Source organism: Streptomyces sp. P6-2-1 (assembly GCF_050613165.1).
Taxonomy (GTDB): domain Bacteria; phylum Actinomycetota; class Actinomycetes; order Streptomycetales; family Streptomycetaceae; genus Streptomyces.
Genome location: NZ_CP192513.1, coordinates 6611825 through 6626581, shown reverse-complemented (window position 1 = coordinate 6626581; position 14757 = coordinate 6611825). Strand labels below are relative to the sequence as shown.

The window sequence follows — 14757 nt, the reverse complement described above, 5'->3', positions numbered from 1 at the left end:
TTCGAAGGGAGAAGCGGTGCTGATCGGAGAGCTGGCGAGGGCCACCGGGGTCCCTGCCCGGCTGCTGCGCTACTACGAGCAGCAGGGCCTGCTCCGCCCGGAGCGGACGGAGCACGGGTACCGGGAGTACCCGGCCGGTGACGTGGCGCGGGTCCAGCAGATCCGCGGCCTGCTCGACGCGGGTCTGCCCACCCGGATCATCCGCCCGCTCCTCCCGCTGCTCGACCAGGACACCAACGGCCTGATCCGGCCCGCGGACCTTCCGCGGGAGGTCGTCTCACAGCTGGAGGAGGAGGCCGCGCGCCTGCGGGAGCGCGTCGCCCGGCTGAGCCGCGACCTGGAATCGATCGAGCTGGTGCTGCGCGCGGTGCCGCCGCGGTAGGACCCGCGCGGGCCCGCGCCCCGGCCGAGAGCCTCGCGCCCGCCGCCGGCGGCGACGGTCTCCGCCTCCCCCCTCGATGCCGTGCCCGGCGCGCAAGCCCCGCGACTCCCGGTACTGCCGCGCCCCGTCGTCCTTCGTCGAGGTCAGGGCGCGCCGCATTCCGCCGAGCACCGGGTCGTGCGGCGTGGTGGGCCCGGCGCCGACGCCCGGGTCGACGAGGACGCAACCGCGAGGACGCCGCCACGCCTGATCGGCACGAGGCACGGGTTCCGAGCCGGGGTGCGCGCGGTCGCGGTCCGTCCGCCGTGGAGCCTGCCACCGGTCCCCCGCACGTGCCCGGGCGGGGGAAGTGCGGGGGGACCGGCAGGGGCCGACGGCCGAGGGCGACGGCAGGCTCCGGAGGACGAACGCCCCCGCCGGTCACCCCCGGCGCCCGCGTTCCCGCCCTCCGCCGCGCCCGGCCCGTGGTGTCGGTCCGCCCTACTGCTCGGGGGTCCCGTGGGCGGCCTCGGACACCTCGCGCCAGGCTTCCCAGGTGGCGACGCGGGACTCGTACTCGGTGGTCGCCTGCTCGATCATGTTCCGGCCGAAGAAGATCCGCAGGGGCGGCTCCTCGGCGTCGACGACGGCGAGGATCGCCTCGCGTGTCGCGGTCGGCACGCCCACCGCGCCTGGGCGGACGCGGGCGGCGCGGGCCGCGCGGGCAGGCTCGTAGACGTCCAGGGGCGTGGCGTGGACGGCGGAGGCGCCGGACCAGTCGGTCGCGTAGTTGGCGGGTTCCACGAGGGTCACGTGGACGCCGAAGGGCGCGAGTTCCTGGGCGAGTGCCTGGCTGAAGCCCTCCAGCGCCCACTTGGACGCGTGGTAGAGGCCGAGGTTGGCGTACGCGTTGATGCCGCCGATCGAGGACACCTGGACGAGGTGGCCCGCCCCTCGCTCACGCAGGTGCGGGACCACCGCCTTGGTCACCCAGAGGGCGCCGAAGAGGTTGGTGTCGATCTGTGCGCGCGCCTCTTCCTCCGACACCTCCTCGATCGTGCCGAAGAGGCCGTACCCGGCGTTGTTGACGACGATGTCGAGGTGCCCGAAGTGCTCGATCGCGCGCGCGACCGCCGCGTCCACCGCGGCCTTGTCGGTCACGTCGAGCCGCAGGGGCAGCACGGCGTCGCCGTACTTCTCCACGAGCGGATCGAGGGTCGCGAGGTCGCGGACGGTGGCGGCGACGCGGTCGCCGCGCGCCAGGGCGGCTTCGGCCCACAGACGGCCGAAGCCGCGCGAGGTGCCGGTGATGAACCAGGTCTTCATGGCGGTGTCTCCTTCTCCGGCGGACGCTGCTGTCGTGCCGGGAGCGGGGGGGGCGTGTGGTCGGTGGGGGCCGGGGGGAGGGGTCACTCCGGCCCGGGCAGGAGGCGCGCGAGGGCGGTCTCCGCCGGGGCTCGGGCGTGTGCGCCGCTCAGGGCGCGGTGCCGCTGGGACGACGGGGATGAGCGGCCCGAAGAGGATGTCGATGCCGTCGTCGACCGGGATGTCCGGGTGTACGTGACGATTCCACAGCTCGGTGATCACGGCACGGCGGCCGTCGAGGAAGTACTCGCGGGCGTGCGCCGCACCGGCGGGGTCGTCCACGCAGGCGGCGAGGAGCTGGGCGAAGACGGTGCCGGGGTCGCCAGCGCGGAAGGCGCTGACCCGCCGCACCTGCTCGACGACGGCTGTCCCGGCCGACGAGGTCGCCACCCGCGCAGGGAAACCGCGCGGCGACCCCGTCGGGCCTGCGCACCGTCGCCACGCCCAGGTGTCCCGCCGCCGGAACCGCTTCGGCGATCTCCGCACCGGGACCGCGGGACGCACCGGTGATCAACCGCACGCCCCCGCCCGGAGATATGGACAAGCTGTTCACTTGCTGCTTATATGAACACAGCGATCATATCGAGGCTGCTGGAGGCTTCCCATGAACACCACCGTTCCCACGACCCGCGTCGCCCTCGTGACCGGCGGTTCCGGCGGCATCGGCCAGGCCGTCGTCGAGCGGCTCATCAGCGACGGCTACGCGGTCGCCGTGCACTACGCGGGGAACAAGGCGAAGGCGGACGCCCTGGTGGAGAAGGTCGGGGCGGCGGGCGGCTCCGCGCTCGCCGTCGGCGGTGACGTCGCCGACGAGGAGGCCATGCGCGCCGCGTTCGACCTCGTGGAGAGCACCTTCGGCGGCATCGACGTCGTCGTGAACACCGCCGGCATCATGCGGCTCTCGCCCGTCGCCGACCTGGACCTCACGGAACTCGACCGGATGCACCGCACCAACATCCGCGGCACCTTCGTCGTCTCGCAGCAGGCCGCCAGGCGGCTGCGGGCGGGCGGGGCGCTCATCAACTTCTCGACCTCGGTCACGCGCGCGAAGTTCCCCTCGTACGCCGGTTACGCGGCCAGCAAGGCGGCCGTGGAGGCCATGTCGCTGATCCTCGCGCGCGAGCTGCGGGGCAGGGACATCACGGTCAACGCCGTGGCACCCGGCCCGACCGCGACACCGCTCTTCCTGGACGGCAAGGACGAGCAGACCATCGACAACCTGGCCAAGGCGGTCCCGCTCGAACGGCTCGGCACCCCCGAGGACATCGCCGAGACCGTCGCCTTCCTCGCCGGGCCCGCCCGCTGGGTCAACGGCCAGGTCGTCTTCACCAACGGCGGACTCGCCTGAGCCGTCCCCGCGCACTCCCCCGCTCCACTCGGCACCGCACCTCACCCCTTCGGGTCCAGGGAGAAGAACATGGGCAACATCGTCGTCATCACCGGCGCCTCCAGCGGCTTCGGCGCCCTCACCGCCCGGGCCGTCGCCGACGCGGGCGACACCGTCTACGCGGGCATGCGCCACACCACCGGGCGCAACGCGCCGCAGGTCAAGGCCGCCGCCGACTACTCCGCCGCGCACGGGGTCGACCTGCGCGCCATCGAGCTGGACGTCGGCTCCCAGGACTCCGTCGACGCGGCGATCGGGCGGATCACGGCCGAGCACGGTCGCGTCGACGTCCTCGTCCACAACGCGGGGCACATGGTCGTCGGCCCGGCGGAGGCGTTCACGCCCGAGCAGCTCGCGGAGCTGTACGACGTCAACGTGCTCTCGACCCAGCGGGTCAACCGGGCCGTGCTCCCCGGTATGCGCGCACGGCGCGCCGGGCTCGTCGTCTGGGTGTCCAGCTCCTCCGTGAAGGGCGGCACCCCGCCCTACCTGGCGCCCTACTTCGCGGCGAAGGCCGGGATGGACGCGCTCGCCGTGTCCTACGCCGGGGAGCTGGCCCGCTGGGGTGTGGAGACGTCCATCGTCGTGCCCGGCTCGTTCACCAGCGGCACCAGTCACTTCGCGCACGCCGGTCGCCCCGCCGACCACACCGCGGAGGCGGCCTACGAGGAGCACTACGCCGGTCTGATGGACCAGGTGGCAGAGAAGCTCGCCGCCCTCGCGCCCGAGGGCGCCGACGCCTCCCTCGTCTCCGACGAGATCGCCCGTATCGTCGCGCTGCCGCGCGGCGAGCGCCCCTACCGGGTCCACATCGACCCCGCGGACGACGGCTCGGCGGAGGTCTCGGACGTCGCCGACCGCGTCCGGCGCGCCTTCCTCGACCGCGTCGGCCTCGCCGACCTGCTCACCGTGACCCCGTAGCACCACCATCGCCCCACCGGGCACCGACCGCACCGGCCACCCGGCCGTGCCGCACACCGGACAAGGAGTTCCACGCCATGACCGATCCCCAGCTCCCCGACGCCATCCGCGCCTTCGTCGACGCCACCAACACCGGCGACTCCGACGCCTTCGTCGCGGCCTTCACGGCGGACGCCTACCTCAACGACTGGGGCCGCGAGTTCCACGGCCACGAGGGCGTCCGCTCCTGGGACAGCACCGACAACATCGGGGTCCACAGCCATTTCGACGTCGTCTCGCTGGCTCCCGGCGAGGGCCCCGACGAGCACGTCGTCACGCTCACCGTGACCGGCGACGGCTACAACGGCACAGGGCCGATGAGCTTCACCTTGCGCGACGGGCGCATCGCCCGCCTCACCATCAGCTGAGCACAGGACGCCCGAGCGCTCCCGCCTAGACTTCCCGCACGGGCGTCAGCGCGCTCACCAACGAAGGAGGTCCCGCGGTGCCGACCCAGCCCACCGTTCCCGCCATCGGTTCCCAGCGCCGGGGACGCGGACGCCGCCCCGCGCACGAAGTGCGCGCCGACGTCCTGCGCGCCGTGGGCGCCCTGCTGCTCGGCGACGGGCTCGCCGCCCTCACCTTCGAGCGCGTCGCCCGCGAGTCGGGCGTGAGCAGGACCACGCTGCACAAGTGGTGGCCCTCCGTCGGCGCCCTGGCACTCGACGGCTACTTCCACGCCGTCGAGGACACCCTCGCCTTCCCCGACACGGGCGACCTGCGCGCCGACGTCGGCACGCAACTGCACCACTTCGTCGAACTGATGACGACGACCCCGGCAGGACGGCTGCTGACCGAACTCATCGGCCGCTCCCAGACCGACCCCGACCTCGCCGCCGAATACCGCCGGCTGTACTCCTCGGGACGACGGCAGCTCGCCACCGACCGCTTCCGCCGCGCGCAGGAGGCCGGCCAGATACGGAGCGGCATCGACGTACGGGTGCTCGTGGATCAGCTGTGGGGAGCCGTGTACCACCGTCTCCTCATCCCGGACGAGCCCGTGGACGAGGGCTTCGCCGATGCCCTCGTGGGCAACCTGTTCGACGGGATCGTACGGACTCCGTGAGTACGGGCTCCGTGAGTCACGACCGCGCCCCGCCGCGTTCCCTTTCCCTCACAGGAACAGGAGCGCGGCGGGGGCGGTGTTCACGCGGTGCCGCTCAGGCGCTCCGCGAGGGGGTCGGGGCCGAGGAAGGCCAGGAGTTCGGCCGTGGTCGGGGCGGTGGCGGGACCGCGCCTGGCGACGGCGTACGCGGCGGCGGCGTTGGCGGCGCGGGCCGCGTCGGCGGCGGCCAGGCCCCGGCCGATGAGGGCGAGGAAGGCACCGACGTGCGCGTCCCCGGCGCCGTTGCTGTCCACCGCCTCCACACGGAATCCGGGCAGGTGGCGCGGTGGCTCGCCGGGGGCCGCGAGGAGGCAGCCGTCCTTGTCGGCGCGGACGAGGACACCGGCTTCGGGGCGCAGGCGGGCCCGCAGCGCGGGGAGTGCCGCCTCGCCCTGCGCGCCCGTGAGCAGCGCGGCCTCGCGCGCGTTGCAGCTGAGCCAGTCCGTCCGCGCGAGCACGGGCGCGAGGACGGCGTCGGGGATCGTGTCCACGAGCGGGCCCGGGTCCAGGGCGAGGAGCGTCCCCGTGGGCAGTCCTGCCGCGAGCGCGGCGAGGAGCGGCCCGGCGGTGGGCAGCGCGAGCGCGTAGCCGGAGAGGATCACCAGGTCGTCGGGGCGCAGGGCGGCGGCGATCCGTGCGGTGTCCCCGGCGTCGAGCAGGTCCTCGACGCCGAAGCGGGTCACGAAACTGCGCTCGCCGGGCTCCACGAGCGCGACGGTGAAGCCGGTGTCCGTGCCGGGGCGCGCGGGCAGGACGGTCGTGACGTCCTCGCGGGCGAGGGCGGCGCGGACGAGGTCTCCGTAGGGCCCGGTGCCGTGCGGGCCCGCGTAGAGGGCGGGGGTGCCGAGGCGGCGGGCGGCGACGAGCGTGTTGAAGCCGCCGCCCGCGGTCAGGCCGCCGCCGGTGGCGACGACGTCGCCGCCGCGCTCGGGCAGGGCGGGCACGTCGAGGACGAGGTCGGCGATGACGTTGCCGAGCAGGACGAGGCGGCGGCTCATCGCAGGGCCTCACGCGGGCTCGTGGCGGGGGAACCGGCCTCGTCGTCGGCCGCGGAGGTCTCCTGCGCGCGCGGGCCCTTCGGGGCGCCGAGCACGTAGGCGAGGGCACCTGTCGCGATGGCGAGCGCCCAGCCGAGGCCGTTGGTGCCGAGCCAGGTGTGCGCGAAGGGCCCGGCGAACCACACGTCGTCGGCGCTCGTGGACGCCTCGGTGAAGAGCAGGCCCACCACGATGGCGAGGACCCAGGCGGCGACGGCGGGCAGGCGGAAACCGGCGGTGTACCAGTAGCGGCTGCCCCGTCCCCGGGCCATGAGCGCCTCGGGGTCGTAGCGGCGCCCGCGCCCGGAGTCGACGAGCACGATGCCGACCCAGGCCGAGATCGGCACGGCGAGCAGGGTGAGGAAGGTCGAGAACGGCCCGTAGAAGTCACCGGCGATGAGCATGAAGTAGATGCCGCCGAGGAACATCAGCAGGACGTCGATGCCGACCGCGAGCGGACGCGGCACGCGCACGCCGAGGGTGATCATCGTGAGCCCGGCGGAGTACGTCGAGAGGTGGTTCGACATGAGCAGGCCACCGAAGGCCGCGATGAGGTACGGGATCGCCATCCAGGAGGGCAGCATCCCGTTGATCGCGGCGACCGGGTCGGAGGCGGTGGCGAGCGTCGAGTCACCGGCGGAGAGCAGCGAGCCGAGCGAGACGAGGACGAGCAGCGGGATGCCCGCGCCGAAGGCGGAGGCGGTCACGAGGCGGGAGCCGGGAACGGAACGGGGCAGGTAACGGGCGTAGTCCGCGCCCGCGTTCGCCCAGCCGATGCCGGTGCCCGCCGCGATGAAGCCGATGCCGCCGATGACGGCGGAGAGCGGCCCCGCCGGGGCGCTCGTCACCTTGTGCCAGTCCACGCTGTCCACGAGGAAGCCGATCACGACGAGGTTGAGGAGCCCGAAGGCGACCGTCGCCCACTTGTTGATCCACATGATCGTGGCGTGCCCGAGGCCGCTGATGAGCAGCGTGCAGGCGATGAAGACGAGGAGGCAGACCACGACGAGGACGTCGTTGCGCTCGACGCCGAAGACCTGCTTGAGCAGGGCGAGCAGCGCGAAGGCGGCGGTCGTCGTGGTGATCGTCTCCCAGCCGACCCTGCTGAGCCAGCTGATGAGCGTGGGCCCGGTGTTGCCGCGCTGGCCGAAGACGGCGCGCGAGAGCGTGAGGGCGGGGGCGCCGCCGCGCTTTCCGGCCAGGCTCAGGACGCCGACGAGGGCGAAGGAGCCGAAGGAGCCGATGAGCGCGACAAGCATCGCCTGCCAGATGTTGAGGCCCCTGAAGGCGACGAGTGTCGCGCCGAGCGGGAGCCCGAGGAGGGAGATGTTGGCGGCGAACCACGTCCAGAACATCTGGCTCGCGTGGCCGTGCCGCTCGTTGTCGGGCACGGGCTCGATGCCGCGCGTCTCGACGGTACCGACCTGAGCGCTCGCCTTCGAGTCGTTCATGACGGACCTCCTTGCGGTGTGGTGGTGCGGTGGGGACGGGGTGGAGCGGAAGGAGTGCGGGTGCGGGGGGGACGGGATGGTGCGCGAGGCGTACGGGTGCGGGGACGAGGTCAGCGGAAGCGGAGGAGGCGGGCCGTCAGGGGTTCGAGGTCGAGGGAGTTGACCTCCCGCAGCGTGCGCACGGCCTCGGCGGGGAGTGCCGCGAACCCGTGGACGGAGCCAGCGATCGCGCCCGCTATGGCGGCGATCGTGTCGCTGTCGCCACCGAGGTTCGCCGCGGTCAGCGCGGTGCGCCACGGGTCGCCGCCGGTGAGGGCGAGGACGGCGAAGGCGGCCGGGACGGACTCCTGGCTCGCCACGCTCGTCCCGACGAGATCGGTGACGCGGTCGAGCGCCGTCGCCTCGTCCAGGCTCCGCGCGAGGTCGTACGCCCACGTGATCCTGGTGGCGATGTCGGCGCCCGCGATCCAGTGGCCACGCCCGGCACCGGCGCGCGCGGCGGTGACCGCGGCCTCGACCGCGTCGTCCAGGGTGCCACCGTCGATGCCCCGGCTCACTGCGGCGGCGACGGCGGCGGCACCCGCGATGCCCACCGTCGTGTCGTGCGTCACCTGGCAGGACTCGACGACGTGGTCGAGGAAGGCGTCGAGCGGCTCGGCGCGGAAGGCGATGCCGACGGGGGTGACGCGCATGGCGGCACCGTTGGTCGAGCCGTTGCGCCCGGCCTCGGCGGGCGAGACGCCGCGCTGCACGGCCTCCAGGGCGGCCTTGGTGGAGGGGCCGAGGAGGTCGAGCGAGCCCTTGGCCCGCATCCCGTCCTCCCACTCCACGAGTGCGCGGGCGAGGAGGAGCGGGTCGATGCGGCCCTCGCCCTCGTCGATGAGCCGGCCGACGATGACCGCCTGGTCGGTGTCGTCCGTCACCGCTCCCGCGGGCATCCCTGCGCTCACGGGGTTGTCCGGGCGGGCCGGTTCGAAACCGGTGACGTGCCCGTAGACGCGGGCGACGTCGGCGCGGGACATCACCTGTGTCGGCATCCCGAGGGCGTCTCCGAGCGCGAGCCCGTAGTAGGCGCCGAGCGCGCGGTCGAGTACAGCGGCAGTGGGGGGCGGGGTCACGGGGTGCCTCCGGAGGTGGAACGGACGTGCAGTTCGAAGTGGGCCGGGTCGAGGAGGCTCACGACCCGCTCGACGAGCGAGCCGTCGGCGGCCCGGTAGACCTGGGACAGGTGGAGGAAGGGTTCGCCGGGAGTGCGGCCGAGGAGCGTCGCGTCCTCGGCGGACAGGCCGCGCACCGAGACCGTGCCCTCGCTGGAGTGCGGGACGCGGCCGAGAGCGATCAGCGTGCGGTTGAGCGAGTTCTCGCGCAGGCCGGTACGGGGGATGTCCGCCACGGCGCCTACGGCGGGGACCCGGCTGCGTTCCAGCGAGACGGCGGTGCCGTCCTCGGCGAAGCGCCGTACGCGGTCGAGGGCGAGGAAACGGTCCGTCGCGCAGCCCAGCGCGGCGGCCAGCGGCGGCTCGCTCACCTCTTCCAGGCGCAGGACCTCGGTGCGCAGGGCGCGGGACTGCCCGGCGAGCGCGTGCGCCCAGCCGAGCCGGTGGTCCAGCGGCGTACCGTCGAAGGTGACGATCGAGCCGATGCCCGCGTGGGTCTCGATGAGCCCCTCCTCGCCGAGGGTGCGCAGTGCTTGCCGCAACGTGGTCCTGCTGACGCCGAAGCGTTTGGTGAGCGTGTGCTCCCCCGGCAGCCGGCTGCCCCTGCCGTGCACTCCGGAACGGATCTCGGCGGCGAGCACCTCGGCGATGCGGTGATGTTTCTGAACCTGTCCAGGCATGTCTAGAACGTAGTGCCGGGAACGCCGGGAAGTCCACGGGGTACGGGTCCGGGGGCGACGTGACCTCGGTCACGGGGTCTTTCGGCGACGGCGCGCGGGCGCCTGCGGAGTGCCGAGCGGTCCCGGGCGGACTCCCGGCCCGCGCGGGGCGCATTCGCGCGTGGGCCGCGCATGGGCCGCGCATGGACGCACCGGCCCTACGGGTGCTCGCGCCCGCCCGCTCCGCTTCGCCGTCCGGGGGCGGACATCAGGCGGTCGGGCGGTCCGCCGGGGTGCGTGCCCGGATGAGGGCGGCCAGCGCTTCGGTGTGTCCGTCCAGGTAGAAGTGGCCGCCTTCGAAGACGGTCACCTCTGTCCCGGCCCGCGAATGCGCTCGCCATGCGGCCGCGTCGTGGACCGGGACGATCGGGTCGGCGTCGCCGACGAGCACCGTGAACGGGCAGTCCACCCGGGCCTCGCGCGGGGCGCGGTAGGCGTCGATCGCCCGGTAGTCGGCCCGCAGGGCGGGCAGCGCCATGCCGAGCACCTCCGCATCGGCGAGGATCGCCTGCGCCGTTCCGCTCAACTGCCGCAGTTCCGCCAGGATCTCGCCGTCCTCGCGCGGGCGGAACGTGTCGGTCTCGCGCAGGAAGGGCGCCCTGCACGCGGACAGGTAAAGGTGAACAGGCCCCTTCGCCCCGGGGCGGCTTTCGTAGCGGCGGGCGACCTCGAAGGCGACCGCCGCACCCATGCTGTGGCCGAAGAACGCGCAGCCCGCCGGGAGATCGGGCCCCAACGCGCGGACCACGGCGTCAGCGAGTCCGGAGATGCTCGCGACAGTGCGTTCCCTGTATCTGTCCTGCCTGCCCGGGTACTGGACGGCCAGCACCTCGGCGTGGGGCGCGAGCGCGCGCGACAGCGAGACGAAAGAGCTGGCGGCGCCGCCCGCGTGCGGAAAGCAGATCAGCGGCGGGGCGCCTGCCGGGCTCTCGCTGAAGCGGCGCAGCCACAGGCCCGTCTCGGAGTTCGACATGTCCACTCCCGAAGTCTAGGCAGGCGCGCGGGGGCGTTTCACCCCCTACGCCCCTACCCCTCGCGCCCGCAGGTCTCTTGACCGCCGTTCAGGCCACGGCTCGTACGCCTGCCCGGCCCACCACCCGGATCGTCACGCGGACCACCACCCGGGCCACCCGGGCCTCCGCCCGCACCTCCGCCCGGCCCACCACCTGGGCCTTCGCGCGACGGTGACCGTGACGGCGACGCCGCTGGACCGTGCGGCTCCGCGCCCGGCGAAAGCGCCCCGCGCAAGTCCCGGGCAGGTCCCGAACGGGCCTCAGATTAGGGGTGCCGCACGCCATTCCTGGGGTTGGGAGTAGGGGCGACGGCTTTCTAGAGTGAGACCGACTTCCTGGCCTTGTGCCGCGGTACTCCCAGCAACGGGGGCCGCGGCACGCACAGTAATGGAGGCTTTCGTGGATTCGTTGTCCGAAGCGGTTCTTTCCGGTGCTTCGGCGGATGAGCTGTTGAGTGCTCCGGTGCCATCGGAGTACGAAGCGGCGCATTTGCGGGTGACCGATGTGGAAATGTTCGCCGGGGAAACGGACAAGGACGTCCGCCGTTCCCTGCGGGTCGGCCCGGTGGCCATGCCCGAGCTGGCCCCGGACGAGGTTCTCGTCGCCGTGATGGCCAGCTCCATCAACTACAACACGGTGTGGTCGGCGATGTTCGAACCACTCCCCACCTTCGAATTCCTCGCACGCCTCGGACGCAAAGGCGGATTCGACAAACGCCACGACCAGCCCTACCACGTCGTCGGCTCCGACGCCGCAGGGGTCGTCGTCCGCACCGGCACGGGAGTACGCCGCTGGAAGGCCGGGGACCACGTCGTCATGAGCTGCGTCTCCTCCGACGCCGAGGAGCCGGCCACGCACGCCGACGGCATGCTCGGAGCCGGTCAGCGCATCTGGGGCTACGAGACGAACTTCGGCGCCCTGGCGCACTACGCGGTGGTCCGGGCGACCCAGCTGCTTCCCAAGCCCGCACATCTGACCTGGGAGGAAGCCGCCTCCATCACGCTGTGCGCCGGTACGTCGTACCGGATGCTGGTGGGCGAGCACGGGGCCAGGATCAAGCAGGGCGACGTCGTGCTCATCTGGGGCGCGGCAGGCGGACTCGGGGCCTTCGCCGTACAACTCGTCCGCAACGCGGGCGGCATCGCCGTCGGCGTCGTCAGCTCACCCGAGAAGGCCGCCCTCGTCAGAGAACTCGGCTGCGACGTCGTCATCGACCGCTCCGAAATCGGACTCGGCGACGCCACCACCGCCGTCGAAGCGGGCAAACGCCTCGGCCGCGTCATCCGCCGCGAAGTCGGCGAGGACCCCCACGTCGCATTCGACTACATCGGACGAGCCACCTTCGGCATTTCCGTCTTCGTCGTACGACGCGGCGGCACCGTCGTCACCTGCGGATCAAGCACCGGATACCAGCACGAGTTCGACAACCGCTACCTGTGGATGAACCTCAAACGCATCATCGGCAGTCACGTGGCGAATCTCCAGGAGAAGACCGAGTGCAATCGGCTCTTCGCACTCGGGAAACTCGTCCCGGCCCTTTCCTCGGTGTATCCCCTGGCCGAAGTGGGCGACGCCGCGCGCCTCGTCCAGCAGAACCGGCACACCGGAAAGGTCGGCGTCCTGTGCATGGCACCGAAAGAGGGCCTCGGAGTCACCGACCCGGAAACGCGCGAACGCATCGGCGAGAGGCACCTCAATCCCCTGCGTCCGGTCCTCTGACCCCGGCATTCGTTCTCTTCACCGACGGGTGGGTACGTCATGCAGTCGATCGGAATCCTGGGCACGGGTTCGTACGTACCGAAGCAGGAGGTGAGCAACGAGGAGGTCGCCGAGCGGGTACGGGCCGCCGACCCGTGGATGACACCCGAATGGATCGAGCGCAAGACCCGCATACGCAGCCGCCGCTACGCCGCACCCGACGAAGCGACATCCGACCTCGCCGCACACGCCGGGGCCGACGCACTCCAACACGCCGGACTCCGCCCCGAGGACATCGACTTCCTCCTCGTGTCCACCTCCACACCCGACCACCCCCAACCCCCCACCGCCCACCTCGTCCAACACCAGCTCGGCGCCTACGAAGCCGCCTGCATGGACCTCAACGTGGTGTGCAGCGGATTCGTCTACGCCCTCGCCGTCGCCCGCAGCCTCGTCGCACAGAAACCAGGCAGCCACGCCCTCGTCATCGCGGCCGACGTGTACAGCCGCATCCTGGACTTCACCGACCGGCGCACCGCCGTGCTGTTCGGGGACGGAGCAGGTGCCGCCGTGGTCGGTGGCGTCGCGCGGGGCTCGGGTTTCCTCGACTTCGCACTGGCCGGACGCGGCGCGGCCCACCGGCTGGTCCGCGTCGACGCGGGCGGCAGCCGGACGCCGCCGTCCGCGCGGACCGTCGCCGAGGGCGGCCACCTGTTCCGGATGGAGGGCCGCGAGGTGCGCGACTTCGTCATGGAGAACCTGCCGCCCGCCCTGGAGCAGCTCGCCGGACGCACCGGCGTCCCGCTCTCCGCCGTGCACCACTTCGTGCCGCACCAGCCCAACGGCGTCATGCTCCAGGAGATCGTCGACGCCTGCGGACTCGGCGGAGCACGGACCCATCTGACGCTGCCCGACTACGCGAATGTCGGCAGCGCCTCGGTCGCCGTGACCCTCGACGACGCCCACCGCGCCGGGCACCTCGCCGCCGGTGATCTCGTCCTGCTCGCCGCATTCGGCGGGGGAATGGCGATCGGCGCCGGACTGCTGCGCTGGTAGGGGTGCCGCGCGGTCGAATAGGGGGCATTAAGGGTTGGTCCCTCCAGAAGCGGCCCCTAGGGTTTTTTCATCAACTTCGACTGTGCGAAGAGGGATCATCGTGGATTCGTTGTCCGAAGCGGTTCTTTCCGGTGCTTCGGCGGATGAGCTGTTGAGTGCTCCGGTGCCATCGGAGTACGAAGCGGCGCATTTGCGGGTGACCGATGTGGAAATGTTCGCCGGGGAAACGGACAAGGACGTCCGCCGTTCCCTGCGGGTCGGCCCGGTGGCCATGCCCGAGCTGGCCCCGGACGAGGTTCTCGTCGCCGTGATGGCCAGCTCCATCAACTACAACACGGTGTGGTCGGCGATGTTCGAACCACTCCCCACCTTCGAATTCCTCGCACGCCTCGGACGCAAAGGCGGATTCGACAAACGCCACGACCAGCCCTACCACGTCGTCGGCTCCGACGCTGCCGGGGTCGTCGTCCGGACCGGCACGGGAGTACGCCGCTGGAAGGCCGGGGACCACGTCGTCATGAGTGGCGCGTACGTCGATCCCGAGGACCCCGCCACCCACGCGGACGGCATGATGAGCACCAGCCAGCTGGCCTGGGGGTTCGAGACGAACTTCGGTGGCCTGGCGCACTACGCGGTGGTCCGGGCGACCCAGCTGCTTCCCAAGCCCGCACATCTGACCTGGGAGGAAGCCGCCTCCATCACGCTGTGCGCCGGTACGTCGTACCGGATGCTGGTGGGCGAGCACGGGGCCAGGATCAAGCAGGGCGACGTCGTGCTCATCTGGGGCGCGGCAGGCGGACTCGGGGCCTTCGCCGTACAACTCGTCCGCAACGCGGGCGGCATCGCCGTCGGCGTCGTCAGCTCACCCGAGAAGGCCGCCCTCGTCAGAGAACTCGGCTGCGACGTCGTCATCGACCGCTCCGAAATCGGACTCGGCGACGCCACCACCGCCGTCGAAGCGGGCAAACGCCTCGGCCGCGTCATCCGCCGCGAAGTCGGCGAGGACCCCCACGTCGCATTCGACTACATCGGACGAGCCACCTTCGGCATTTCCGTCTTCGTCGTACGACGCGGCGGCACCGTCGTCACCTGCGGATCAAGCACCGGATACCAGCACGAGTTCGACAACCGCTACCTGTGGATGAACCTCAAACGCATCATCGGCAGTCACGTGGCGAATCTCCAGGAGAAGACCGAGTGCAATCGGCTCTTCGCACTCGGGAAACTCGTCCCGGCCCTTTCCTCGGTGTATCCCCTGGCCGAAGTGGGCGACGCCGCGCGCCTCGTCCAGCAGAACCGGCACACCGGAAAGGTCGGCGTCCTGTGCATGGCACCGAAAGAGGGCCTCGGAGTCACCGACCCGGAAACGCGCGAACGCATCGGCGAGAGGCACCTCAATCCCCTGCGTCCGGTCCTCTGACCCCGGCATTCGTTCTCTTCACCGACGG

The 14757-nt window shown here is 72.1% G+C and carries 14 protein-coding genes; 8 read left to right on the top strand and 6 right to left on the bottom strand.

The features are described from left to right. The first annotated feature begins 16 nt into the window (after positions 1-16). Positions 17-382: a MerR family transcriptional regulator gene (locus ACQYWQ_RS27895; RefSeq protein ID WP_431038464.1), complete on the top strand. Its 366-nt coding sequence runs from the start codon at positions 17-19 to the stop codon at positions 380-382. A 480-nt stretch (positions 383-862) separates the two neighbouring features. Here ACQYWQ_RS27895 and ACQYWQ_RS27890 read toward each other — a convergent pair whose 3' ends face one another. Further along, entirely contained in the window at positions 863-2116 is a 1254-nt protein-coding gene (locus ACQYWQ_RS27890; protein ID WP_431038462.1) for an SDR family NAD(P)-dependent oxidoreductase, read from the bottom strand. Between the two features lie 214 nt (positions 2117-2330). Here ACQYWQ_RS27890 and ACQYWQ_RS27885 point away from each other — a divergent pair, with 214 nt between their 5' ends. The 4 genes from ACQYWQ_RS27885 (at position 2331) to ACQYWQ_RS27870 (ending at position 5139) form a co-directional block, all read left to right on the top strand. Continuing rightward, entirely contained in the window at positions 2331-3074 is a 744-nt protein-coding gene (locus tag ACQYWQ_RS27885; protein WP_431038460.1) for an SDR family oxidoreductase, read from the top strand. Positions 3075-3143: 69 nt separating this feature from the next. Beyond that, positions 3144-4034, top strand: coding sequence for an SDR family oxidoreductase (locus tag ACQYWQ_RS27880; protein ID WP_431038458.1), 891 nt, complete (start codon positions 3144-3146; stop codon positions 4032-4034). 77 nt (positions 4035-4111) lie between these two features. After that, a complete protein-coding gene (locus ACQYWQ_RS27875; protein WP_431038455.1) occupies positions 4112-4441 on the top strand; it encodes a nuclear transport factor 2 family protein in 330 nt (109 codons plus the stop codon). Between the two features lie 77 nt (positions 4442-4518). Beyond that, on the top strand, positions 4519-5139 hold the full coding sequence (locus tag ACQYWQ_RS27870; protein ID WP_431038453.1) for a TetR-like C-terminal domain-containing protein: 621 nt from the start codon (positions 4519-4521) through the stop codon (positions 5137-5139). Positions 5140-5219: 80 nt separating this feature from the next. On the opposite strand, the gene ACQYWQ_RS27865 is transcribed toward ACQYWQ_RS27870, so the two are convergent. The 5 genes from ACQYWQ_RS27865 to ACQYWQ_RS27845 all read right to left on the bottom strand — a co-directional run bounded on the left by ACQYWQ_RS27865 (position 5220) and on the right by ACQYWQ_RS27845 (position 10515). Continuing rightward, positions 5220-6176, bottom strand: a complete 957-nt coding sequence (locus ACQYWQ_RS27865) for a PfkB family carbohydrate kinase (RefSeq protein WP_431038452.1) — start codon at positions 6174-6176, stop codon at positions 5220-5222. Next, positions 6173-7666 (bottom strand): purine-cytosine permease family protein, encoded by a 1494-nt coding sequence (locus ACQYWQ_RS27860; RefSeq protein WP_431038450.1) that lies wholly within the window; start codon positions 7664-7666, stop codon positions 6173-6175. The genes ACQYWQ_RS27865 and ACQYWQ_RS27860 overlap by 4 nt, the downstream gene beginning before the upstream one ends. 110 nt (positions 7667-7776) lie before the next feature. Further along, positions 7777-8784: an ADP-ribosylglycohydrolase family protein gene (locus ACQYWQ_RS27855; RefSeq protein ID WP_431038448.1), complete on the bottom strand. Its 1008-nt coding sequence runs from the start codon at positions 8782-8784 to the stop codon at positions 7777-7779. After that, the gene (locus ACQYWQ_RS27850) at positions 8781-9503 is read right to left on the bottom strand and encodes a GntR family transcriptional regulator (RefSeq protein WP_431038446.1); all 723 of its coding nucleotides are present in this window, start codon (positions 9501-9503) and stop codon (positions 8781-8783) included. Before ACQYWQ_RS27850 ends, ACQYWQ_RS27855 begins: the two co-directional genes overlap by 4 nt. Before the next feature lie 247 nt (positions 9504-9750). Then, positions 9751-10515, bottom strand: coding sequence for a thioesterase II family protein (locus ACQYWQ_RS27845; protein ID WP_431039380.1), 765 nt, complete (start codon positions 10513-10515; stop codon positions 9751-9753). 439 nt (positions 10516-10954) lie between these two features. On the opposite strand from ACQYWQ_RS27845, the gene ccrA (ACQYWQ_RS27840) reads away from it, so the two are divergent. The 3 genes from ccrA (ACQYWQ_RS27840) to ccrA (ACQYWQ_RS27830) all read left to right on the top strand — a co-directional run bounded on the left by ccrA (ACQYWQ_RS27840) (position 10955) and on the right by ccrA (ACQYWQ_RS27830) (position 14729). Continuing rightward, positions 10955-12274 (top strand): crotonyl-CoA carboxylase/reductase, encoded by a 1320-nt coding sequence (gene ccrA / locus ACQYWQ_RS27840; RefSeq protein ID WP_431038444.1) that lies wholly within the window; start codon positions 10955-10957, stop codon positions 12272-12274. Positions 12275-12313: 39 nt separating this feature from the next. Continuing rightward, positions 12314-13309, top strand: a complete 996-nt coding sequence (locus ACQYWQ_RS27835; RefSeq protein WP_431038441.1) for a 3-oxoacyl-ACP synthase III family protein — start codon at positions 12314-12316, stop codon at positions 13307-13309. 100 nt (positions 13310-13409) lie between these two features. Beyond that, positions 13410-14729, top strand: coding sequence for a crotonyl-CoA carboxylase/reductase (gene ccrA, locus ACQYWQ_RS27830; protein ID WP_431038443.1), 1320 nt, complete (start codon positions 13410-13412; stop codon positions 14727-14729). Positions 14730-14757 lie beyond the last annotated feature (28 nt).